At 69.0% G+C, this 21,059-nt stretch carries 23 protein-coding genes; 12 read left to right on the top strand and 11 right to left on the bottom strand.

Features of this window, described 5'->3' with window-relative positions; genetic code table 11:
• Positions 1–97: 97 nt before the first annotated feature.
• Together FHR04_RS13820 and ald are read right to left on the bottom strand one after the other, a co-directional pair.
• Complete coding sequence (locus FHR04_RS13820) at positions 98–604, bottom strand: DinB family protein (protein WP_139403946.1); 507 nt, start codon at positions 602–604, stop codon at positions 98–100.
• An 86-nt stretch (positions 605–690) separates the two neighbouring features.
• On the bottom strand, positions 691–1,818 hold the full coding sequence (gene ald / locus FHR04_RS13815; protein WP_139403945.1) for an alanine dehydrogenase: 1,128 nt from the start codon (positions 1,816–1,818) through the stop codon (positions 691–693).
• A 174-nt stretch (positions 1,819–1,992) separates the two neighbouring features.
• Between ald and FHR04_RS13810 the strand changes: the two genes are divergently transcribed.
• Both FHR04_RS13810 and FHR04_RS13805 read left to right on the top strand, forming a co-directional pair.
• On the top strand, positions 1,993–2,463 hold the full coding sequence (locus FHR04_RS13810; RefSeq protein ID WP_170213962.1) for an Lrp/AsnC family transcriptional regulator: 471 nt from the start codon (positions 1,993–1,995) through the stop codon (positions 2,461–2,463).
• 57 nt (positions 2,464–2,520) lie between these two features.
• Positions 2,521–3,219 (top strand): peptidylprolyl isomerase, encoded by a 699-nt coding sequence (locus FHR04_RS13805; protein WP_249039131.1) that lies wholly within the window; start codon positions 2,521–2,523, stop codon positions 3,217–3,219.
• Positions 3,220–3,267: 48 nt separating this feature from the next.
• Here FHR04_RS13805 and FHR04_RS13800 read toward each other — a convergent pair whose 3' ends face one another.
• Together FHR04_RS13800 and lptB are read right to left on the bottom strand one after the other, a co-directional pair.
• Positions 3,268–5,148, bottom strand: coding sequence for a DUF3084 domain-containing protein (locus tag FHR04_RS13800; protein ID WP_139403943.1), 1,881 nt, complete (start codon positions 5,146–5,148; stop codon positions 3,268–3,270).
• A gap of 16 nt (positions 5,149–5,164) precedes the next feature.
• Complete coding sequence (lptB, locus tag FHR04_RS13795; RefSeq protein WP_375782578.1) at positions 5,165–5,965, bottom strand: LPS export ABC transporter ATP-binding protein; 801 nt, start codon at positions 5,963–5,965, stop codon at positions 5,165–5,167.
• Positions 5,966–6,107: 142 nt separating this feature from the next.
• Between lptB and FHR04_RS13790 the strand changes: the two genes are divergently transcribed.
• From FHR04_RS13790 to hisD, 3 genes are all read left to right on the top strand, one after another.
• On the top strand, positions 6,108–7,286 hold the full coding sequence (locus FHR04_RS13790; RefSeq protein ID WP_139403941.1) for a phosphopentomutase: 1,179 nt from the start codon (positions 6,108–6,110) through the stop codon (positions 7,284–7,286).
• A gap of 11 nt (positions 7,287–7,297) precedes the next feature.
• Positions 7,298–7,954 carry a hypothetical protein gene (locus FHR04_RS13785; RefSeq protein WP_139403940.1) on the top strand — a complete coding sequence of 219 codons (657 nt, stop codon included), beginning with the start codon at positions 7,298–7,300 and terminating at the stop codon, positions 7,952–7,954.
• Positions 7,955–8,048: 94 nt separating this feature from the next.
• A complete protein-coding gene (gene hisD, locus FHR04_RS13780) occupies positions 8,049–9,365 on the top strand; it encodes a histidinol dehydrogenase (RefSeq protein ID WP_139403939.1) in 1,317 nt (438 codons plus the stop codon).
• On the opposite strand, the gene FHR04_RS13775 is transcribed toward hisD, so the two are convergent.
• The 3 genes from FHR04_RS13775 to pyrR are packed head-to-tail and all read right to left on the bottom strand — an operon-like array spanning position 9,362 to position 11,263.
• Complete coding sequence (locus FHR04_RS13775; RefSeq protein WP_139403938.1) at positions 9,362–9,763, bottom strand: hypothetical protein; 402 nt, start codon at positions 9,761–9,763, stop codon at positions 9,362–9,364. The genes hisD and FHR04_RS13775 overlap by 4 nt on opposite strands.
• A 1-nt stretch (position 9,764) precedes the next feature.
• Entirely contained in the window at positions 9,765–10,700 is a 936-nt protein-coding gene (locus tag FHR04_RS13770) for an aspartate carbamoyltransferase catalytic subunit (RefSeq protein WP_139403937.1), read from the bottom strand.
• Positions 10,697–11,263 carry a bifunctional pyr operon transcriptional regulator/uracil phosphoribosyltransferase PyrR gene (gene pyrR, locus FHR04_RS13765; protein ID WP_039681680.1) on the bottom strand — a complete coding sequence of 189 codons (567 nt, stop codon included), beginning with the start codon at positions 11,261–11,263 and terminating at the stop codon, positions 10,697–10,699. The genes FHR04_RS13770 and pyrR overlap by 4 nt, the downstream gene beginning before the upstream one ends.
• Before the next feature lie 307 nt (positions 11,264–11,570).
• Between pyrR and FHR04_RS13760 the strand changes: the two genes are divergently transcribed.
• Positions 11,571–12,140 carry an Hsp20/alpha crystallin family protein gene (locus tag FHR04_RS13760; protein ID WP_081994785.1) on the top strand — a complete coding sequence of 190 codons (570 nt, stop codon included), beginning with the start codon at positions 11,571–11,573 and terminating at the stop codon, positions 12,138–12,140.
• 90 nt (positions 12,141–12,230) lie between these two features.
• Here the strand turns inward: FHR04_RS13760 and FHR04_RS13755 are convergent, their stop codons facing one another.
• Both FHR04_RS13755 and FHR04_RS13750 read right to left on the bottom strand, forming a co-directional pair.
• Positions 12,231–13,181 carry a hypothetical protein gene (locus FHR04_RS13755; protein WP_139403936.1) on the bottom strand — a complete coding sequence of 317 codons (951 nt, stop codon included), beginning with the start codon at positions 13,179–13,181 and terminating at the stop codon, positions 12,231–12,233.
• 92 nt (positions 13,182–13,273) lie between these two features.
• On the bottom strand, positions 13,274–13,960 hold the full coding sequence (locus FHR04_RS13750) for a phosphatidylserine decarboxylase (RefSeq protein ID WP_139403935.1): 687 nt from the start codon (positions 13,958–13,960) through the stop codon (positions 13,274–13,276).
• A gap of 121 nt (positions 13,961–14,081) precedes the next feature.
• Between FHR04_RS13750 and FHR04_RS13745 the strand changes: the two genes are divergently transcribed.
• Both FHR04_RS13745 and FHR04_RS13740 read left to right on the top strand, forming a co-directional pair.
• Positions 14,082–15,293: an ABC transporter substrate-binding protein gene (locus FHR04_RS13745; protein WP_249039130.1), complete on the top strand. Its 1,212-nt coding sequence runs from the start codon at positions 14,082–14,084 to the stop codon at positions 15,291–15,293.
• Positions 15,294–15,330: 37 nt separating this feature from the next.
• Positions 15,331–15,774 (top strand): hypothetical protein, encoded by a 444-nt coding sequence (locus FHR04_RS13740; RefSeq protein ID WP_139403934.1) that lies wholly within the window; start codon positions 15,331–15,333, stop codon positions 15,772–15,774.
• 9 nt (positions 15,775–15,783) lie between these two features.
• Here FHR04_RS13740 and FHR04_RS13735 read toward each other — a convergent pair whose 3' ends face one another.
• Positions 15,784–16,611, bottom strand: a complete 828-nt coding sequence (locus FHR04_RS13735) for a DUF72 domain-containing protein (RefSeq protein ID WP_139403933.1) — start codon at positions 16,609–16,611, stop codon at positions 15,784–15,786.
• Positions 16,612–16,714: 103 nt separating this feature from the next.
• The gene (locus FHR04_RS13730; protein WP_039681675.1) at positions 16,715–17,152 is read right to left on the bottom strand and encodes a response regulator; all 438 of its coding nucleotides are present in this window, start codon (positions 17,150–17,152) and stop codon (positions 16,715–16,717) included.
• 410 nt (positions 17,153–17,562) lie between these two features.
• On the opposite strand from FHR04_RS13730, the gene hisF reads away from it, so the two are divergent.
• The 4 genes from hisF to FHR04_RS13710 all read left to right on the top strand — a co-directional run bounded on the left by hisF (position 17,563) and on the right by FHR04_RS13710 (position 20,903).
• Positions 17,563–18,369 (top strand): imidazole glycerol phosphate synthase subunit HisF, encoded by an 807-nt coding sequence (gene hisF / locus FHR04_RS13725; protein ID WP_139403932.1) that lies wholly within the window; start codon positions 17,563–17,565, stop codon positions 18,367–18,369.
• Positions 18,366–19,040: a bifunctional phosphoribosyl-AMP cyclohydrolase/phosphoribosyl-ATP diphosphatase HisIE gene (gene hisIE, locus FHR04_RS13720; protein WP_139403931.1), complete on the top strand. Its 675-nt coding sequence runs from the start codon at positions 18,366–18,368 to the stop codon at positions 19,038–19,040. Before hisF ends, hisIE begins: the two co-directional genes overlap by 4 nt.
• A gap of 149 nt (positions 19,041–19,189) precedes the next feature.
• Positions 19,190–19,771 (top strand): 5-formyltetrahydrofolate cyclo-ligase, encoded by a 582-nt coding sequence (locus tag FHR04_RS13715; protein WP_139403930.1) that lies wholly within the window; start codon positions 19,190–19,192, stop codon positions 19,769–19,771.
• 67 nt (positions 19,772–19,838) lie between these two features.
• On the top strand, positions 19,839–20,903 hold the full coding sequence (locus FHR04_RS13710; protein ID WP_170213961.1) for a metallophosphoesterase: 1,065 nt from the start codon (positions 19,839–19,841) through the stop codon (positions 20,901–20,903).
• Positions 20,904–21,059 lie beyond the last annotated feature (156 nt).

Below are 21,059 nucleotides of genomic sequence, written 5' to 3'. Positions count from 1 at the left end.
GGGGCCTCCTTGTTCAGCGTCTGAGAAACAGAACTGGCCCCAACCACGACGGTCAGGGCCAGAAATTGATGCGACTGTTGTCTCAGGAACGACGGGGTCAAGTATACCGCTCGGCCAGAATCTGAAGGTGCGCCCGCTCGTGGCCCAGCAACAGGTGGGCGTAGGCCCGCACCGTGAAGTCATGCCCGCTGGCCTGCCCACGCCGTTCCCAGGCCTCCGGCGCAAGCTGGCGCAGCAGGTGCAGGTTGCTGGTGCGGGCGGCCTCGAAGCCGGCCAGCAGGGCTTCCAGCGGTTGCGCCTCAAAGTCGCTGGCGGCCATCCAGCCGTCCTGCTCGAAGCCGGGCAGAGGCGAGGGATCGGCGCGGGCAAACCACAGCGCCCGGAAGCCGAACACACGCTCGGTGTCGGCCATGTGACCCATCACCCCCTTCACGCTCCACTTGTCGGGGGCGTAGCGGAAGTCGGGGCGCTCCGCGAAACTCAGAATCGCGGCGCGGGTCAGCGGGGCCTGCGCCAGCATCGCGCCCACCACGTCATCCTCGGGCGCGAGGCCAGCGTAGCGGGCGTAGAAGGGCGGATAGTCGCCGGATCGGGGACGGGTCACAGAGTTCACTGTAGCCCTCTCTTCTCAGGGGTGTGGCCGGGAGCCTCCGCTCCGTTCACCCCCAGGATTGACCCTGTGGGCTGGGACTACTGCGCCTGGGCGCTCCACCGGCCCAGGGCTTCCTCAGTCTGGACATACGGCAGGCCGAAGGCGTCGGCCACGCCCTGGTAGGTCAGCTGGCCCCGGTGGGTGTTGACGCCCAGTTGCAGCGCCGCATGACCGCGCAGCACGTCGAGGCCGTGATCGGCCAGCAGCTGGACGTAGGGGAAAGTGGCGTTGGTCAGGGCGAAGGTGCTGGTGCGCGGCACGGCCCCCGGCATGTTGGCGACGCCGTAATGCACCACGCCGCCTTCCACGTAGGTGGGATCGTCGTGGGTGGTGGCGTGAATGGTCTCCACGCAACCGCCCTGATCCACCGCCACGTCGGCGATCACGCTGCCCTCCTGCATCAGGCCCAGCATGTCACGGGTGACCAGATGCGGGGCCTTGGCGCCGGGAATCAGCACGGCCCCGATCAGCAGGTCAGTCTCGGGCAGCAGGGCGCGGATGTTGCCCTCACTGCTCATCATGGTGCGCAGGCGGCCAAAGAACACGTCGTCCAGGTAGGTCAGTCGGCGGTGGCTGACGTCCAGGATGGTGACCCGCGCGCCCAGGCCCATCGCCATCTTGGCCGCGTTGGTGCCCACCACGCCGCCGCCCAGAATCACCACATGTCCCGGCTGCACGCCGGGCACGCCGCCCAGCAGCACGCCGCGCCCGCCCACCGGCTTCTGCAGGTGGTACGCCCCGGCCTGCACGCTCAGGCGGCCCGCCACCTCGCTCATGGGGGTCAGCAACGGCAGACTGAGATCCTCGGCCTGTACGGTCTCGTAGGCCACGCCAGTGGTGCCCGCCGCGAGCAGCGCCTCGGTCAGTGGCCGGTCGGCGGCCAGGTGCAGGTAGGTGAACAGCAGCAGGTCATCGCGCAAATACTTGTACTCGGCGGCAATGGGCTCCTTGACCTTGACCACCATCTCGGCGGCCCAGGCGTCCTCGGCGCTGCCAATGGTGGCGCCCGCGTCGATGTATTCCTGGTCGCGCAGGCCGCTGCCCACCCCTGCGCCCTCCTGAACGACGACGCTGTGGCCGCGCCGCACCAGCGTGCCCACCCCGCCCGGCGTGAGGGCGACGCGGTTTTCCTTGACCTTGATTTCTTTGGGAAGTCCGATCTGCATGGGAATCCTCCTGGGCCGCTCGGGGGGCCAGAAAAGTACTGAAAAGTGCTGGAATGAAAAACGCTCGAACGGCGCATCCTAGCAACTTTGCCACCGTTTTGGATTGCTGGAAAGCGGCTTTAAGGGGGGCTTACAGCAATTCTATTGCGCCCATGTGCGAAGATGGGACGCAAGATGTCTCAAAACACCCTCGACTCGACGGACAAGCAGATTCTGACCATCCTGCAGCGCGACGCCCGGCTGCCCAACACCGAACTGGCCGACGAGATCGGCCTGACGCCCGCGCCGACACTGCGCCGCGTGCGTCGGCTGGAGGAGGAGGGCATCATTCAGCGCTACGTGGCCCTGCTGGATCACAAGAAGGTGGGGCGCGACCTGCTGGTGCTGGTGCGCGTCACGCTGGACAAGCAGACCCGCCAGGGCTTCAACGACTTCGCCGCGCAGATGCAGGCCCGCCCCGAGGTGCTGGAATGCTACCTGTGCCTGGGCGACATCGACTACCTGCTGAAGGTCAGCGTGCCTGACCTGGACGCCTATCAGCACTTTCTGGTCAACACGCTGGCCGCCATTCCCGGCGTGCGCAACACCGCCAGCACCATTCTGGTCAAGCAGGAGAAGTACACCACCAGCCTGCCGCTGGACTGAACCTCCTGGACTGAGGCTCTCCCCGTTCTCCCATCAAAGCCTGGAATACTGGCCCCCATGAACCCCACCAGACCCGCCGCCCTGGTCCTGTCCGCCGCGTTGCTGATGCTGGTGGCCTGCGCCCCGGCCACCCAGGCCCAGACCCCGCCGCCCCCGGTCCCCCCCGCACCCACCTTCACCCCCGTCAAGCCGCTGAGCGAGCAGCCGGTCCGGACCTTCGAGAAGGCCGCGCAGGTCGTCGATCCGGCCAAGATCTACCGCGCCGTGCTGAAGACTGAAAAGGGCGACATCACCGTGGAACTGAACGCCAAGGCCGCGCCCAAGGCGGTCAACAACTTCGTGTTCCTGGCGCTGAACCACTTCTACGACGGCACGCGGTTTCACCGGGTGATCGACGGCTTCATGGCGCAGGGCGGCGATCCACTGAGCGCAGACCCGGCGCAGAAGAGCAGCTGGGGCACCGGCGGCCCCGGCTACAGCTTCTCGGCGGAACCGGCCAACGGGCTGAAGTTCGACGCGGCGGGCGTGCTGGGCATGGCGCGGGCCGCCAGCCTGGATTCGCAGGGCAGCCAGTTTTTCATCACCGTGGCCCCCGCCGACTTCCTGAGCGGGCAGTACACGGTCTTTGGCCGGGTCATCGCGGGCCAGGATGTGCTGGACCAACTGACCCGCAACGACGACGGTCGGGGTCCGGTTGTCGGGAAAGCGGCAGACGAACTCAAGAGCGTGGAGATTCTGGTGTCCGGCGGCAGCTGAGCCGTTCCCTCGCCCGACCCTCTCCCCCCGGAGAGGGCTTTTTTCTGCTTACGGCAGCACCGGGTACAGGTCCACCCGCATGCTGGGCCTCACGTCGTCCCGCGCGGCCACGCCCACTACGGCGGTGGTGCCGGTGCGCCGGCCCAGGCGCTCCAGCAGGGTCACCAGCTCGGACACGTCCAGCCCCTTGTTCAGGATGTACTCGCTGGGCACGCCGCGCGTGGTGATGTCGGTCACGGCGTCGCGCACCAGGTCGTTGATCTGGTCCTGAAGAACGCGCGGGTCGCTGCTCAGCGTGACGTTGACGCGCCGGATGATCTCGCCCCCGCGGTACAGCACGGTGTTGGGGCGGGCGTCGCAGCTCAGGTCCACCGGAAAGCCCACGGCGGCGTTCTGGGCAGCGCGGCACTGCACGAAGGTGCTGGCGTTCAGGCCGCGCAGCTTGGTCTCCAGCGCGGTGCGGGCGCTGCCGCTCAGGCGGGCGCTGGGGGAACTGGCCGTGCCGCGGGCGCCGCGCGCCTGGGCCGCCCCCGCCGCGTCCTTCAGAAACTGGTCCAGGTTGCGCACGCCCGGCACCACGGCGGCGTAGACCAGCTCGTTTTTGGGATAGGCCAGATCGGTGTTGCGGCTGGCGCTCAGTTCGGTGCGGCTGGACAGGTTCTCGTCCTGCAGCTTGCCCAGGCTGGCGCGGGCGTCGGCCAGGGCGCGGGCCAGCGAGTCGTTGCTGTTCTTGAGTTCGTCGTTGCTGGCCTGCAGCTGGCGCTGCTGCTGCTGCAGGGCCGTCAGGTCCCGGCGGACCTTGTCGCGGTCCGCCGTGGCCTGGGTGCGCTCCCGCGCCGCCTGATCGCGCTCCCGGACCAGCCGGGCCTGATCGGCCACCAGCTTGTCGCGCTGGGCTGTCAGGGCGTCGCGCTGCGCCGTGAGCTGATCGCGGGCCTGCTGGGCGGCCTGCTGCTGCTGTTTGGCGGCGCTGGCGGCGGCCAGCGCCACGGTCAGGGCGTTGGCCGCCTGCTGACGGGACTGTTCCAGGGTGGCCACCTGGGCCTTGAGGTCCGTGACCTGCCTCCCGGCGGCCCTGATCTGCGCGGCGGCGCTTTGCCGCGCCTGCTGCACGCTGGCCTGGGCCGCCGCCACCTGCTGCTCGGCCTGGGCCTGCGCGGCCTGCACCTGCTTCCGGGCCTGTGCCTGGGCGGCCACGGCCTTGTCCTGCTCGGCCCGGGCACTGGCCTGCGCCGCCGCCGCCCGGTCCTGCTGCGCCTGCGCCGTGGCCTGCGCCCCATCCGCGCGCTCCTGGGCCGACTGCGCCTCCTGTTCGGCCAGGGCGACGCGGGTGTTGAGTTCCACCACCTGACTGTCCAGTATCTGCGCGCGGGCCCGGCTGGCTTTCAGGGCCTTTTCGGAGGCCGCGAGCTTCTGACGGTTCTCGGCGGCGCGGGCCTCCAGGGTCTTCAGGGTGGCGGTCTGCTCGTCGACCTGCCCCTGCAGGGTTCTGGTCTCCTCACGCAGGGTCTTTTCGGCGGCCCGCGTGGTGTTCAGCTGACTGCGAATCGTCTTCAGGCTGGCCTCGGCCTGGGCCTGCAATTTTGCCGACTGGTCCGCCTCGCGCTGCGCCTGATCGCGCTCCCGCTGCACCGACTTCAGCTCACCCTGCACCGCGCCCACCTCCTGGCGCAGCGACTCGATGCGTGGGCGCAGCTGATCGGCCTCGGCAATGGTGGCCACGGCGCTCCGGTTAAGCAGCAAGAAGGCCGCCAGACTGGCCGCGCTGATCGCCATGCCCGACGCCACCGCGACCAGCAGCGCCGTGGTTTTGGGCCGCAGCCCGAAGAGGCGGATGTGCTTGCGCCCGGCCTTGCGGGCAATGGTGTCGGCCGCGTAGGCCACCACGCCCGACAACACCACCACGAAGGGCAGAAACAGCCACAGCACGCCTCAATGCCTCCCGCTACAGCTCAAAGTCGTCGCCCAGGTAGTCGTTGCGGGCGTGCGTGTCCCGCGCGAACTCCTGGGGCGTGCCCTCGAACTTGACCTGACCGTCGAACATCAGGTAGACGCGGTCCGTCAGGGCGATGGTCTCGCGGACGTTGTGATCGGTGATGAACACGCCGATGCCCCGGCGGTCGCGCAGCTCGCGGATCAGCCGCTGAATCTCGCGGATGCTCTTGGGGTCTACCCCGGTAAACGGCTCGTCCAGCAGCAGGTAGTCCGGATCGGTGGTCAGGGCGCGGGCCAGTTCCAGGCGGCGGCGCTCCCCGCCCGACAGCTGGTAGGCGAAGCTGTCTGCCAGATGGCTCAGGCCGAACTCGGCCAGCAGCGCGTCGGCGCGCTCGAGCTGCTCGGCTTTTGACAGGTTCTGGTACTCCAAGATCGCCAGCAGGTTGTCGCGGGCCGAGAGCTTGCGAAAGGCGCTGGGTTCCTGCGGCAGGTAGCCCAGGCCCATGCGGGCGCGCTCGTGCATGGGCAGGCGGGTCACGTCGCGGTCGCCCAGGGTGATGGTGCCGCCGCCCGGACGGATAAAGCCCACCAGCATATAGAAGGTGGTGGTCTTGCCTGCCCCGTTGGGGCCGAACAGCGCCACGATCTCGCCGGGCCGCACCGTGAAGTCCACGTCCCGCACCACCGCCCGCCGCCCGTAGGCTTTGCTCAGGCCGCGCGCCACCAGATCGGGCCGCACCTGAAGCTGTGCCTCGGCGGAAACCGGCGTCGTGGCCGGAGAACTCGGGGTGTGTGGGGCGGGCGCGGTCACGCGGGCAGCGTACCACGCAGCGGGTTTGAAGGCCGTGAGAGAAGGGGGATTTGCGGCGGCCCGCCCGGCCCCGGCCCACCGGCCTTCAAGGTCCATCCATCAACCCCCTGCCCACAGGCGACCACGCCTTACACTGAAGCGCATGTTGCTGACCATTATCGTGCTGGATTCCGTGGGGGCGGGCGAGCTGCCCGACGCGCAGGCGTTCGGGGACGTGGGGTCCCACACCATCAACCACACGCTGGAGGCCGCACCCGTGCGGCTTCCCAACCTGGCGCGGCTGGGGCTGGGCCGCGTGCCCACGGTCCACACCTCGCCCGAGACCGTGCCGGACGTGCCGGCCGAGGGCGCCTACGGGCGGCTGCGCGAGGTCAGCCCCGGCAAGGACACCTCCACCGGGCACTGGGAATTCATGGGCGTGCAGCTGGAACACGCCTTCCAGATCTTCCCCGACGGCTTCCCGCCGACCGTGATGGACCCCTTCGACGCCGCCACCGGCCACGGCCACCTGTGCAACAAACCGTACAGCGGCACGGAAGTGATCCGCGACTACGGCCGGGAGCACCTGGAAACCGGCGATCCCATCGTGTACACCAGCGGCGACAGCGTGTTCCAGATCGCCGCGCACGAGGACGTGGTGCCGCTGGAGACGCTGTACGCGTGGTGCGAGGCCGCCCGCGCCCTGCTGCACGGCCCGTACGCCGTGGCCCGCGTGATCGCCCGGCCTTTCCGGGGCGAGTGGCCCTTCGAGCGCGCCAACGAACACCGCCGCGACTTCAGCCTGACGCCGCCGCCCACGGTGCTGGACGCCGTCAAGGACGCGGGCGAGGCGGTGATCGGCATCGGCAAGATTCCCGACATCTACGCCCACCAGGGCTTTACCGAGGAAATCCACACCGACAGCAACGCCGACGGCCTCCGCAAGACGATTGACCGCATGAAACAGGCGGGCCAGGACGGCACCTCGGGGCTGATTTTTACCAATCTGGTGGACTTCGACTCCAAGTTCGGCCACCGCCGCGATCCGGCCGGCTACAGCAACTGCTTGGCCGAATTCGACGCGGCGCTGCCTGAAATTATGGCGAGCGTGCCCCAGGACGGAGCGCTGATCATCACCAGCGATCACGGCAACGATCCCACCTGGACGGGGACCGACCACACCCGCGAGTACGGGCTGCTGCTGGCGTACCGGCCGGGCATGGATGGCGGCGTCGATCTGGGCGAGCGTGCCACCTTCGCCGACATCGGCGCGACGGCTGCCGAAGCGCTGGGCGCGACGTGGACCGGGCCGGGTGAGAGCTTCTGGCAGGCGCTGAAGTAATTCAGTCCGGAGTGGCGCAGCCGGGCAGCTTTCCCCGCCTGGAGGCCGACGCCTTCAGCCTGACGCTGACGCTGGGGGGGCGCTACGCCGGGGAACAGGCGTGGACGGTCAGCCCGGAGCGCGGCGCGGTGGTGGTGCGGGTCCAGACCGATTTCAGCGGCATGCTGCCAGACCTGCGCCGGGTGCAGACCAGCCGTCTCGATCCGCGCACGCTGACCAGCCTGAGCTACGCCGAGGGCGACGGGCGCGGCCGAGCGGCCTTCGAGACCATCTTCGACCGCCGCGAAGGGCTGGTCACGCTGCGCCAGGGCAAGGACGAGGCCAGCACGCCCCTGACCACCGACCACCACGATCCGGTGGGCCTGCTGCTGTGGCTGCGTGCCCGCGCCGCGTCGCAGAACGGCGGCCCCGAACGCTCCTACGTCCACCTGACCGGCGGACGCGTGCTGATCCAGCGCCTGCCCGACAGCCTGATCGGGGACGCGGAAGTTTACGGCTACTACCTGCGACCCGGCAACGCCTACGTGTACGTGGAACGCCAGGCCCCACACCGATTGACCCGCCTGATCCAGCCCACCGATTTTGGGGTGATCGAGGCCAATGCCCAGGCCGCCGCCGCCCGCCGCCCGGCTGCAAATGAGCGGCGACGGCGGCGGGGCCGGGAGTAGTCACCGGCCAGCCCTGCGCCCGACACGTCCCTGCCCCTGTACGCCCCCGCCCAGGGGCCAGCCCTTCAATCTCTGATCCGTTTCAGGAGTTCCCATGCAAGTTCTCGAAGGCCCCGCCGCCCGCGCCGCCCTGACCCGCAGCTTCAACGAGATTCCCGTGCCCGGCAGCGTGCTGGCCCGCATCGAAACGATGTTTGGCGAGGCGCTGACCCCCCAGCAGGTTGTCGAACGCATCCTGGCCGACGTGCGGGCGCGCGGCGACGACGCCCTGCGCGACTGGACCGAGCGGCTGGACGGCTCGCGCCCGGAGGCGCTGGCCGTGAGCGACGCCGAGCTTGCGGCGGCCACGGTGGAACCGGAGCTTCACGACGCCATTCGCCTCGCCATTGCCCGTGTGCGCGCCTTCTATATGCAGCAGCCCGCGCACGGCTTTCTGAACCACGGCCCGGATGGAGCGCTGGGGCAACTGGTGCGCCCGCTGGGCCGGGTGGGCGTGTACGTGCCGGGGGGGCTCGCGCCGCTGATCAGCACGCTGATTCACACGGCGGTTCCGGCGGGGGTGGCGGGCGTGCCGGACATCGTGGTGGCGACGCCGCCGGGCAAGGGCGGGCAGATCAACCCGGCGATTCTGGTGGCCGCCCGCGAACTGGGCATCACCGAGGTCTACCGGGTGGGCGGCGCGCAGGCCATTGGGGCGCTGGCCTACGGCACCCCCAGCATCGGCGCGGTGGACAAGATCGCCGGGCCGGGCAACCTGTTCGTGGTGATCGCCAAACGGCTGGTCTACGGACAGACCGGCATCGAGAGCCTGCCGGGGCCGACCGAGACGCTGGTGCTGGCCGACGACAGCGCCGACGCCCGCCATGTCGCCGCCGACCTGCTGGCCCAGGCCGAGCACCTGGGCGCGGAGCCGGTGCTGGTCTCGACCAGCCGGGAGTTGCTGATTCAGGTGCAGGCCGAACTCAGCGGTCAACTGGAAGCGCTGCCCGAACCCAACCGGGGCTGGGCGCGCGACAGCGTCGCCAGCCGCATGAAAGTCGTGCTGGCCGCTACTGTGGACGAGGGGCTGGAGCTGTCCAACCTGTACGCCCCCGAACACCTGTGCCTGCTGACCCGCGATCCGTGGAGCCTGCTGGGCCGGGTGCAGCGCGCGGGCGGCGTCTTTATCGGCGAGTACAGCATGGAGGCTTTGGGCGATTACGTCGCCGGCCCCAGCCACGTGATGCCCACCGGCGGCACCGCCCGCTTTGCCAGCCCGGTCAACGTGCGCGACTTCCAGAACATCATCAGCGTGGTGGGCGTGAACCAGGCCACCCTGCGCCGCATCGGGCCAGCCGGGGCCACCCTGGCGCGGGCCGAGGGACTCGAAGCCCACGCGCGGGCGATTGAAAGCCGGCTGGGCGAGGGTTAAGAAGACTCTTTCAGCAGGCTGAGTTCGGCAGGTTCCGCCGGCCGAATCCCGTCCGGATCGGCAATCCAGGTGGAGCCGTCGCTGAAACGGGCCTCGACGCGGTACTCGGCGCTGGACCCGATGGACAGGCGACAGGCCTCGACGGCCAGCGTGGCCGGCGGCGTGATGTCCTCGAAGCGCGGGCTGTCGCAGTCGCCCGACACGGTGGTTTCGCGGTCCCGCAGGTACGCGACGTTCAGCGCGGCGCGCACGTCGGCCAGGTAGGCGCGGGCCTCGGTCCATGCCGGGGGCTGTGCCGGAAGCGCAGACGCTGCGGCGGGCGGCGGGGCCTGCCCCTGGGTCTGGACCGGCTGACACCCACACAGCACCACAGCCACCAGCAACGCGCCGAACCTCATCTCAGTCGCGCCCCACCAGCAGGTGGTACAGCACGCTCATGCGGATGGCCTGCCCATTTTCCACCTGTTGCAGGATGCGGCTGCGCGGGCCGTCTGCCGCCTCGCCGCTGATTTCCAGATCGCGGTTCATGGGGCCGGGATGCAGCACGATGGCGCCGCTCTCGGCCTCTGCCAGCAACCTTTCGTTGACCTGATACACGTCGGCGTATTCCTGCAGGCTGCCCAGGAAGCCGCCGTTCATGCGTTCCTTCTGCAGCCGCAGGGCCATGACCGCGTGGGCGCCGCGCACGGCTTCTTTTGGATCGCTGGTCAGGGTCACGCCGGGCAGCGCGGCCAAGTCGGCGGGCAGCAGGGTGGCGGGGCCGCACAGCACGACCTCGGCCCCCAGCTTGGGCAGCAGCTCGGCGTTGCTGCGCGCCACGCGGCTGTGGCGGATGTCACCGATGATCGCCACCCGCTTGCCCTCCAGGCTGCCGAATTCCTGGCGCACCGTGTAGGCGTCCAGCAGCGCCTGGGTGGGGTGGGCGCGGCGGCCGTCCCCGGCATTGATCACCGGCTTGCCGCTGTAGCGCGCCACCAGATGCGCGGCCCCGGCGGCGTGGTGGCGCACGATGTAGGCGTCCACCTTGTAGGCGGTCAGGACCTCGACCGTGTCGCGTAGCGATTCACCCTTGCTGACGCTGCTGCTTCCGGCGGCAAAGGTCAGCACGTCGGCGCTCATGCGGCGGGCCGCCAGCTCAAAGCTGGTGCGGGTGCGGGTGGAGTTCTCAAAAAAGGCGTTGCAGACGGTCAGGCCCTGCAGCGCAGGCACCTTCTTCACCGGGCGGTCCAGCACCTGCAACATGGTGTCGGCGTTGTCCAGCATGGCCGTCAGGCGGTCGGGGGACCAGTCCTGAAAGTCCAGCAGATGCCGGGGCCGGGGGGCGGGGGCGCTCATCGCAGCTCCGCCTTCAGGTCCGCCAGATCCCACAGCTCCACGCTGTCCACCCCGCCGTCGGTCTCCTGCAGCTTGACCTTGACCACCTCACTGGCGGCGGTGGGCAGGTTCTTGCCCACGTAGTCGGCGCGGATCGGCAGCTCACGGTGCCCCCGGTCCACCAGCACGGCCAGCTGGATGCCGGCGGGGCGGCCCAGGTCGATCAGGGCGTCCAGCGCGGCCCGCACGGTGCGCCCGGTGTACAGCACGTCGTCCACCAGCACGACGCGGCGCTGGGAGATGTCGAAGGGCACCTGAGTCTCGCGGATGATCGGCTGGTGCGCCACCTCGCTCAGGTCGTCACGGTACAGGGTGATGTCCAGCATCCCGGTGGGCACGTCCACGCCCTCCAGCTCGGACAGCTTGGCGGCCAGCCGGGTGGCCAGCGGAATGCCGCGCGTGTGGATTCCGATCAACGCCAGTCGGTCCGCCCCTTTATTGCGTTCGATAATCTCGTGGGCAATGCGGGTCAGGGCGCGGCGCGTCTCGTCGTCGCTGAGAATGATCGCCTTGGGACCGCTCATGCGCCGCGCCCCGGGACAAAAAAAACGCCGCTCAGCGCGTGCCGAGGGCCTGTTGCAGACATGATCATAGTGAACTCCTTCTCCTGCCTCACGGGGCGGGCGCAGCCTCACAGGACTGCCGAGAGAGGGGCGAAGCCAGAGTCGTTTCTCTGCCGCCCAGGAGTGTAGCAGGTCGCCGCCGCAATCTGAACGGAAATTCAAGGCGCACTAAACTTGACAATGCTACGCTCAGATTTTAGGATACAAGACAGATGGGTTCGGGTGATTGAAAACTCCGCCTGCGCCCTCATTCAAAGGAGGTTTTGACATGATGCGATTCGATCCCTTCCGCGACATTGAAGAACTGACCCAGCGCATGGACCGCGCCTTCGGCCAGGGCATGAGCGACAATGCCCGCCTCGCGCCGCCGGTGGACGTGCATGAGGACGAGCGCGGGCTGGAGCTGACCCTGGACCTGCCCGGCGTGCGGCCCGAGGACATTCAGATCGAGGCCGAGAGCCAGACCCTGACTGTGCAGGCCGAGCGCAAATACCACCGAACGGAAGGCCGCACCGCCCACCGCGTCGAGCGCGCCTACGGCACCCTGATGCGGACCTTCAGCGTGCCCGCCAAGTACGACCTGGGCAAAGTGCAGGCCGACTTCGACCACGGCACCCTGACCCTCAGCGTGCCGCGCAGCGAGGCCGCCCAGAAGCGCAGCATCAGCGTCCGCAGCGGCGGCCAGGACACCCCGTCCAGCGGTTCCAGAACGCTGGACGCCGGGCACGGCAGTGGCAAGGACGAGCAAAAGCGTGACGCCAGCACGGACGAATCAGGCGAGATGACCGCCCACAAGGGCCAGTCGAGTGCACAGAAAAGCAAGGCGCAGAACGCCTGAGCCAGTGGGCTGCGGAGCCTGAACTTTGAAGGCCGGGGGCAGGCCGGGATGAACGATTCCCGGCCTGCCCCCGGCCCTTTCAACCGCTGCCTATGCCCCGTCCCGCACCGCTTCCAGCAGTTCCCCGGCCAGATTCAGCGCGGCGGGACCGAGGGGAGCGCGGGTCACGCCCAACAGGGTGCCCAGCTTCTCGCGGCGGGCGCTCGACAGGCTGGACCAGCGGGCCAGATCGGGGCGGTGGGTGCGGGCGGTCTCGTCTCTCAGGTAACGCAGCGCGCCGTCGTAGTAGCCCGCCGTGTAGGCGGTGCGGGCGCGGCGCTCCTGAGTCAGCAGCCCCAGGCCGCGCGTGGCGAGCAGCGCCCGCCGGGCCTCCTCCTGCCCGCCGAACGCGTAGAGCTGTTCCAGCCGGTAGATCGCCTTGGGAAAACGCAGTCCCGCCGCCGCGCGCCACGCATGGGGCAGCCGGACCTCGAATTCAGGCCACAGGTGCAGGTGGGTCAGCAGCGCCGGGTACAGCAGGTTCAGGGCAATTTCGCGGACGTCGGCCAGGGCCAGCAGCTGCTCCTGCACGCCGTGGCCCGGCCCGGTGTGGGCGGCGCGGGTCTGGGCCAGCCCCTCCTCGGCCAGGTTCAGCAGGTCGGCGCGGTAGGCGGCGCGCTGTGCCGCGCTCAGGTTCCACAGGGTGCGCTGAATACGTCCGTAATTGCCGGTGGGATCGTACAGCACCCGGCCTGTCGCCAGCAGGGCCAGCGGCGCCTCAGCGCGGGCCGCGTCCCAGTCGCGCCACGCTTCGAGCTTGCCGAAGGGAAAACGCTCCACGCTCACGCCCGCGCGGACCTCGGTCTGCGGCGACAGCAGGTCGCGCTCGAAGGTCACGAAGGTGGGGTGGCTGCCCGCCCAGGCCAGTTCGGTGCCGTAGCTGCCCGCCTGCGCCACCGCCCGCACCTTGCGGTCCGCCACCAGACGTTCGCCCACCCGCTCGGGCGAGGGACGCTCCGGCGGGTGACGGTCCGAATGTTTGGCGGATGCAGATGGTGGCACGGCTTGTCTTCCTCCCAGGCCCAGCATAGCGGGCCAGCGCAGAAGTCTAGCGCGCCCTAGGCCAAGCTGATGTCCGGGGAGTCTGTTCTGGCCTAGCGGCCCGCTCCCGAGGCGATCACGGTCTGCGCCCCCACGACGCGCTCGCCCACGCTGACCTGCGGCATCAGGGCGGCGGGAAAGTGCACCACCACCAGTCCGCCCTCGGCCAGAAAGGCGGCCTTGTGCCCCGCGCTGGCACTGTCCCCCGGCTTGAGGTAGGAGGTGGCGTGCAGCCCGGCGCCGGGGGCCACCAGGGTCACGGTCACTGGCCCCACCTCGCCCTCGATCACGGCGCCCAGACGCTCGTTTTCCAACGTGCCGCGCCCGGCCAGCAGGTCGGTGGGCTGCCCGGCCAGCATCGACAGGGCCTCGGCCGCCCCCAGCAGGGCCACGTCGCGGCGGCTGCCGGTGTGCTGCACGGTCGTCACCTGCCCCCCCACCGGCCCATACACGTAATGCACATCCAGCGGGCCGACGAAGACGCCCATCAGCCAGCCGTCCGGTATCGCCGCCGCTGTGCCCAGCAGGTCACCCACGTTCAGGGCCGCGTTCAGCGCGTCGCTCTGGACCTTGCCGGCCTCGACTCGCCGCACGAAACTGACCACGCCGTCGGCCGGACTGAGCACCACGTCCGACTGGGGCGGCGGCACGCGCACCGGATCGCGGAAGCGGTAGACGCTCCGCAGGTACCACACGGCGGTTCCAGCAGCGATGGGAAGCAGCAGACGGCGCAGACGCATGCGGGCAGTCTACCGGGCCGGGGCCTGCGGCGGGGCTTCAGCGTTCGCTGGGAGTGGGCAGGAGAGGGCCACGGGGTCCGGCCTTCAAAGTTCGGTCAGCCCTGGCCGTTAGACTCGGCGCGTGCGCCTCCTTGCCCCCCTGACGGCCCTGCTGCTGACCACCCCGACGCTGCACAGTTCTGCCCAGGCCGCGCCGCTGCGGCTGGAATTCTGGCACGCCATGACCGGCGTGCAGGACACGGTCAACGGGTACGCCCAGGCTTTCAACAAGGCCCAGAGCGCCTACGAGATCGTGCCGGTATCGCAGGGCAACTACCGCGAGCTGCAGCCCAAACTGGAGGCCGCCATCCGGGCCGGAACGCCCCCGGCGCTGGCCCAGGTGGAGTTCACGCAGTTTCCGGCGCTGGCGGCAGGAGGTCAGCTGCTGGACCTCACCAGCGCCGTGGCCGCGCTGCCCGGTGGCCTGACCGGCGATTTTTATCCGGCGGTGTGGAAGTCGGGCCAGTTCGGGGGCCGACAGTACGGTCTGCCGTGGAATGTCAGCGTGCCGGTGCTGATGTACAACGCGGGAGCCTTGAAAAAGGCGGGCGTGAAAGCGCCGGGCAGCTGGGCCGAACTGGAGGCGGCCGCCGCCAGACTCGCGGGCGGCTCAAAGCGCCCGCTGGTGGCGGTTGCCGATGCCTGGACCTTCGAGGCCAACGTGCTGTCGCGAGGCGGGGCGCTGGTGGACGGCACGAAACCAGCCCTGAACAGTCCCGACGCTGTGGAGGCCCTGACCCAGCTGGCCCGCATGAGCGCGGCAAAGACCGCCCAGCCCCGCACCCTGAACGACGCCACCCGCGCCGCCTTCGACTTCGCGCGTGGGCAGAACGTCTTTGCCCTCGCCAGCGTCGCCAACTGGATCGACGCCCGCAAGCTGCCGTTTTTTGACCTGGGCATCGCGCCGTTTCCCTGCGAGAAGCCGGGAGCCTGCAGCGTGCCGCTGGGCGGAGCCACCCTGAGCGTGCCGCGCGGCAACAGCGCGGCGGCCCAGGCGGGCGCGCTGGCCTTCTGGCAGTTTCTGAACGAGCCGGCGCGGCTGGCGAACTGGGTTCAGGTCACCGCCTACGCCCCGCCCCGCAAAGCGGTCACGCCGCTGCTGGAGGGCTGGTACACCAAGAATCCGCAGCTGCGCGCCGCCCACGCCCAGCTGAACCGCGCCGTGCCGCGCCCCGCCGTGCCCGCCTACGAGGGCTGGACCCGGCTGCTGGAAGACGCGATCAACCGGGCCACCACCGGAAAGCAGAGCGCCAGGGCCGCACTGGACGAGGCGCAGCGGCAGGCCCTGAAATAACGCTTCCGCCTTTGCGCGCCCGCTACACTACGGCCCGATGAGCGTTCTGTATCTGCTGCTGACCCTGGCCTTCGCGGGCGTGCTGCTGGCGCTGCTGGTGCGCCCGGCGGCCCGCGCGGGCATCGTGTGGGGGCTGGCGGCGCTGCTGCCCCTCCTGGCGGCCATGACCGGGGCGCTGAGCGTGCAGGCGCGCTCGGCACGGACGCTGGCGGCGTATCCGGCGGGGCCGGTCACGCTGACCATCTCGGACGGAATCTTCAAGCGGGCGGTGGTGCTGGACTTCATGGACGCCGCGTGCGTGGAACGCGCCGTGCGCCTGCGTTCCGAGGCGATCCTGAGCACCCCCGGCGGCCCGTTGCGACTGGGCGCAAAGAGCCAGGTGGAGGGCGCGATGCCCCCACGGGCCGTGGTGGAGGCGCTGACCCTGCGCGGCGAATTGACTTGCCCGAACCTGAAAGCGGTTCGGGAACGCAAGACGTAGGCCTGATCTCTACAGCAGTCGCCCGTCGTCTCCCGGATCAGGCGTGGCCACCGGCACCCCGCGCGCGTTCAGGGCCTCGCGCAGCATGGGGATGTTCTTGAGGGCGTGGCCCCTGGTGGTGTTCTGGAAAAACACGTACAGCTCGCTCAGGTCCTCGGCCACCAGCGCGATCTTCTCGGCCCACTCGTCCATCTCGGCGCGGCTGTACAGGTAGTCGTGGCGTTCGGCGGCGCTCTTGCCTTCCCACCAGCTGCCCTCATTGCGCCCGTGCAGGCGCAGGTACCCCACGTCCCCGGTGACATGCACCTGCGGCTCGGGCATGCCCCCCACCGGCGGGTAATCCGGGCTGACCCAGATCAGGCCAAACTCGCCCATGCCCTCGCGGACCTCGGGTTTGTCCCAGCTGGCGTGGCGCAGTTCCACGGCCAGCTCGTGCCCGGCAAAGCGTTCGGCCAGCCCCAGCAGGTACTTGCGGTTGTCGGCGGTGCGGTGAAACGAGTACGGGAACTGCGCCAGGTACGGCCCCATCAGGCCCGCGTCGCGCAGCGGTTCGGGGCTTTGCAGCATGCGGTCGAAATCGGCGTCGGTGGGGGCGCGGTCATGGGTAAAGGCCCGGTTCAGCTTGACCGCAAAGCGCGTGCGCCCGCCCGATTTGCGGGCCATGCCCTCGAACGCCTTGAGGCCGGGAATGGCGTAGAACGAACTGTTCAGTTCCACGGCGTCGAAATGCCGGGCGTAGGCGTCCAGGTAGCCGTCCTTCCTGACGCCCTCGTAGATCAGGCCGGGGGCCGTCCAGTCGTCATTGCTGTAACCGCCGCAGCCGAGATACACGCGCATGGCTTCAGGGTACGGTGCCCGCCGCTGCCGGAGAGCGGGCATGAAGGCGGGTTCAAGACGTGCCCTTGATGGTGGCCTGTCTGTCCCCTGACCTTGCCATTCCTCAGTACAGGCGCGGGTGCCGGTTCAGCCGGGTCCAGAACGCCTGGATGGTGTGCATCGCCTCACTGAACTGGACGAAATCCAGCGGCTTGATCACGTAGGCGCTCGCACCGTGGGCGTAGGAGTCGCGGATATCGCGGTCCTCACCGCTGGTGGTCAACATCACGACCGGAATATCGCGCAGGTCCTGATCGGCACGGATGGCGTCCAGCACGGCCAGGCCGTCCATCTGCGGCATCTTGAGGTCCAGCAGGATCAGGTCCGGCAGGGGCTTCCCGTGCCGGGCCGCGCAGCGCAGCTGTTGCAGCGCCTCCTGGCCGCCGCCCGCCACGGCGACTTCGGCCTGGGACTCGCCCACCTTGCCGTCGCCGATGGCCGACAGGGCCAGTTCCAGATCATTCGGGTTGTCGTCGACGAGCAGAATTCGGTGCGTGTTCACGGCTTTCTCCAAAACGTGGGGGCGGGCCGGAGTGATCGCCGTTTTCATTGTCACGGGGGCAATCGGCTGTGGCTGACTTGGCCTGGGGAAGCCATCAGTGCCCCCAGCTTAGCACGGAGCATGAAGGATTCTTAAAGTTTTGGGACCTTCATGAAGGGGGGCGAAAAGTGATTTTTCCCTCAAATAGCCGCGCAGGGTGGTCATTCTTCACACCAAGGCCAACGGCGTACCGCTCTCATCCATTTTCAGTTTTCTTTCCATCATCCGCCAGACAGGCGTGCCCTGACGAGGAGCCGTACGGGGGCGCGTCCGGGCAGCACCTGTGGACTGGCCAAGAACACAAGGGCCTGGGCGGCACTTCTGTAGACGCTGGCCCGCTGGTCACGGCGCCCTCGCGTAGACTCCTGGGCATGTTGAGCAAGCGCATCATTCCCTGTCTGGACGTGCAGAATGGCCGGGTGGTGAAGAACGTCCGTTTCTTCGAGGACCACCGGGACGCGGGCGATCCGCTGGTGCTGGCGCAGGCGTACGAGCAGCAGCAGGCCGATGAGCTGGTCTTCTACGACATCACCGCCACCCATGAGGGCCGGGGCCTGATGCTGGACGTGGCCGCGCGGGTGGCCGAGCAAGTCATGATGCCGCTGACGGTGGGCGGCGGCGTAAACGCGCTGAGCGATTTCCGGCAGCTGCTGATGGCCGGGGCCGACAAGATCAGCGTCAACAGCGGCGCCCTGACCCGTCCCGAGCTGATCCGCGAGGCGAGTGATCACCACGGCGCGCAGTGCGTGATGCTCTCGATCGACGCCAAGCGCCGCCCGGACAGAACGGGCTGGAACGTGTTCCGCGCGGGCGGGCGGGTGGACACCGGGCTGGACCTGCTGGAATGGGCCGTGCGCGGGCAAACGCTGGGCGCGGGAGAGATCTGCCTGAACATCATGGACGCCGACGGCACGCGGGCCGGCTTCGATCTGGAGGCCACCCGCGCCGTGGCGAGGGCCGTGGACCTGCCGGTGATCGCGTCGGGCGGCGCCGGGCAACTGTCGGACTTCTACGACGTGCTGACCCGTGGGCAGGCCGACGCGGCCCTGGCGGCCAGCGTCTTCCACTTCGGGGAACTGACCGTGCCGCAGGTCAAGGCGTACCTGCACGAACAGGGCGTGGCGGTGCGGCCCGAGTGGCAGGAGACCGCAGCCGTATTGGAAGGCGAAGCCAGATGAACAGAACAGAGCGGGCGGCAGACCTCTCTGCCCTCAACTTCGGCGCCGACGGTCTGATTCCGGTGGTCACGCAGGACGCGCGCACGGGCGCGGTGCTGATGCAGGCCTACGCGGACCGGGCCGCCTTGGAACGCACCCTGCAGACCCGCGAGGCCACCTACTACAGCCGTTCGCGCGGCGAGCAGTGGATCAAGGGCCACACCAGCGGCCACGCCCAGCGCGTGGTGGGGGTTTCCCTCGACTGCGACGGCGACAGCGTGCTGTACCGCGTGGAGCAGACCGGGGCCGCCTGCCACACCGGGGAGTATTCCTGCTTCCACACGCCGCTGCTGGAAGAGCAGACCCCCGCCACCGGGCTGGACGGCACGCTGGAGCGCGTCTATTCCACCATTTCGGAGCGTCTGGCCACACTGCCGGAGGGCAGTTACGTGGCCCGCCTGCACGCGGGAGGCCTGGACCGGGTGCTGAAGAAGATCAGCGAGGAAAGCGGCGAGGTGCTGCTGGCGGCCAAGAACAATGACCGCGCCGAACTGGCGACGGAAGTGGCCGACCTGCTGTTCCACACCCTGTTCGCGATGGCCGAGGTGGGCGTCTCGCCGGGCGACGTGGCTGCCGTCCTGCAGGAGCGCGAGGGCCGCAGCGGGCTGAAGGGACCAAAAGAGGCAGGCTGACGGCGCGGTGAGAAAAACATGAAGCCCCGCCGTGATCCGAACGCGCGCCCGCCGCATATGGCTGTTCAGGAGCGCGTGTCCACCTGGGGAGGCACGCGTTCCACTTTTTTGTGCGCCACGCTTTTATGGTTGTCGATGCAGACCCGCCCATGACCCTGCCCCCGGAGGCCTGGGCGTTGTGGGACAAGGGCCAGTGGCGGGCCTGGGCGTGGCGGCACAGGGAACAGCTCCCCGATCCCTCGGCGGCGATCACCGCCCACCTGGGACAGTTCCTGCGGGAGGCGGGCGCGCGGCGGGTGCTGGCCTACCGCGCCCTGCCCGGCGAGCCGGACGTGTCGGCGCTGGCCCACGATTTTGAACTGCTGGCCCCTCGCGCCCGCTTCCGCCCCACGCCCCGGTTGACGCTGCATCCCTGGGCCACGGCCACCGAAGCCAGCCGTTTCGGGGTGCTCCAGCCGCCCGCCGACGCGCCGGAAGTTTCGCTGGACACAATAGACGCCGTGCTGCTGCCCGGCCTCGCCTTCGACGGGCGGGGCATTCGCCTGGGCTACGGCGGCGGCTTCTATGACCGCCTGCTGCCCGCCTTCCACGGCCTGACGGTGGGCGTGATTGCGGGCGCGCTAATCGTGCCGGAGTTGCCCGCCGAAGATCACGACTGCCCGGTGGCGTGGCTGGCGACGGAGGACGGCGTGCTGCGCGTTCCCGTCGCCAGCTCGGATGGAGGTGGCTGACGGGCCAGAGGCCCATACCGTAAGGCCGCGCCCGCCCGAACGCATATGCTCTCTGTACCATGCGGGCATGTCGCGCTCGTCTCTGTCGCTGCTGGGTCTGCTCCTGACGGCCTGCGCCCCCACCGTCACCGGCCCGGTCCAGCCTCTCCCGGACCTCACCGCAACCATCACCATCCCCGATCCCGAACGCCTGCGGGTAATTGTCATGGGCGATCAGGGCACTGGGACGGAGGTACAGCGGCAGGTGGCGGCGGCCATGCAAGCAGTGTGCGCGGCGCAGGGCTGTGACCTGGGCATAGGTCTGGGCGATAACTTTTACCCGGCGGGACCGAAATCAGCCGACTCGCCGCTGTTCAAGACCCGTTTTGAAGACCTGTACGGCCCGCTGAATATCCCCTTCCTGATGATTCCAGGCAACCACGACGAGAGCGGTTTCTTCGGCGGCGACGGCTCGGACGCGCGGGGCGCGGAGGCGCAGATCGCCTACGGCAAGCTCAACCCGCAGTGGGTAATGCCGGGGCGCACCTACCGCGCCCCCGTGAACACCCTGGCCGAGTTCTTCGTGGTTGATACCGCGCCGCTGGCCGCCTATCTGCCCGTCCGCCGCGCCAGCGAGCGCCCTGGCGGCCCGTGGGACATGGCGCAGCGCGCGTGGCTGATCCAGGCATTGGGGAACAGCACCGCCCGCTGGAAAATCGTGCTGGGCCACCATCCGCTCTTCTCCAACGGCAAGCATGGAGATGCCGGAAGCTACGACGGACTGCCCTTCGCCTTCCAGCGGGGGGACGCGGTGCGCGATTTGTATGGGCTGGCGTGTAGCAAGGCAGATTTGATGCTGAGCGGTCACGATCATGCTCTGGAAGTGTTTGCCCCCCAGCCTGAATGCCCCGGCACCTGGACTGCCGTTTCCGGCGCGGCGGGCAAGACCGAGGGGGGCAGGGTGGGGAGTCGTGCCGCCGCCGCCGAGGTTTATGGGAAGCCGGGGTTTTTGTGGTTAGGAATGTCGGCGCAGACGCTGATCGTTTGGGTTTTTACGGTAGCAGTGGATGGAGTACCCACGCAGGCTTGGTCACAGATGATCCGTGATCTCCCGGAATGTGTCCAAAGCCAACCCGCCCCAGCCTGCGCGTAGGCGGTGGGCCGGGGTGGGGCATCTAGCATCTAAGTAGATCGCGAATAAGAAGTAGAATTAGGGATGGGTCGTCCCGCACGACAGATCGAGATCAGCGAAGCCGCCGACCAACAGCTCCATGCACTGGAGTTCAATGTGCATGTCCACCCGAAAGTG

Source organism: Deinococcus radiopugnans ATCC 19172 (genome assembly GCF_006335125.1).
In the GTDB taxonomy this organism is placed as follows: Bacteria; Deinococcota; Deinococci; order Deinococcales; family Deinococcaceae; genus Deinococcus; species Deinococcus radiopugnans.
The sequence above is the reverse complement of the archived record's forward strand: the minus strand, read 5'-3'. Positions and strand labels throughout refer to the sequence as shown.

Coding starts and splice junctions, on each gene's coding strand:
- FHR04_RS13750 (WP_139403935.1), bottom strand. CDS start 13,960: ATGCGTCTGCGCCGTCTGCTGCTTCCCATCGCTGCTGGAACCGCCGTG.
- hisIE (WP_139403931.1), top strand. CDS start 18,366: ATGAACAGAACAGAGCGGGCGGCAGACCTCTCTGCCCTCAACTTCGGC.
- FHR04_RS13810 (WP_170213962.1), top strand. CDS start 1,993: ATGTCTCAAAACACCCTCGACTCGACGGACAAGCAGATTCTGACCATC.
- FHR04_RS13790 (WP_139403941.1), top strand. CDS start 6,108: ATGTTGCTGACCATTATCGTGCTGGATTCCGTGGGGGCGGGCGAGCTG.
- FHR04_RS13770 (WP_139403937.1), bottom strand. CDS start 10,700: ATGAGCGCCCCCGCCCCCCGGCCCCGGCATCTGCTGGACTTTCAGGAC.
- ald (WP_139403945.1), bottom strand. CDS start 1,818: ATGCAGATCGGACTTCCCAAAGAAATCAAGGTCAAGGAAAACCGCGTC.
- FHR04_RS13775 (WP_139403938.1), bottom strand. CDS start 9,763: ATGAGGTTCGGCGCGTTGCTGGTGGCTGTGGTGCTGTGTGGGTGTCAG.
- pyrR (WP_039681680.1), bottom strand. CDS start 11,263: ATGAGCGGTCCCAAGGCGATCATTCTCAGCGACGACGAGACGCGCCGC.
- hisD (WP_139403939.1), top strand. CDS start 8,049: ATGCAAGTTCTCGAAGGCCCCGCCGCCCGCGCCGCCCTGACCCGCAGC.
- FHR04_RS13740 (WP_139403934.1), top strand. CDS start 15,331: ATGAGCGTTCTGTATCTGCTGCTGACCCTGGCCTTCGCGGGCGTGCTG.
- FHR04_RS13805 (WP_249039131.1), top strand. CDS start 2,521: ATGAACCCCACCAGACCCGCCGCCCTGGTCCTGTCCGCCGCGTTGCTG.
- hisF (WP_139403932.1), top strand. CDS start 17,563: ATGTTGAGCAAGCGCATCATTCCCTGTCTGGACGTGCAGAATGGCCGG.
- FHR04_RS13715 (WP_139403930.1), top strand. CDS start 19,190: ATGACCCTGCCCCCGGAGGCCTGGGCGTTGTGGGACAAGGGCCAGTGG.
- FHR04_RS13710 (WP_170213961.1), top strand. CDS start 19,839: ATGTCGCGCTCGTCTCTGTCGCTGCTGGGTCTGCTCCTGACGGCCTGC.
- FHR04_RS13760 (WP_081994785.1), top strand. CDS start 11,571: ATGATGCGATTCGATCCCTTCCGCGACATTGAAGAACTGACCCAGCGC.
- FHR04_RS13735 (WP_139403933.1), bottom strand. CDS start 16,611: ATGCGCGTGTATCTCGGCTGCGGCGGTTACAGCAATGACGACTGGACG.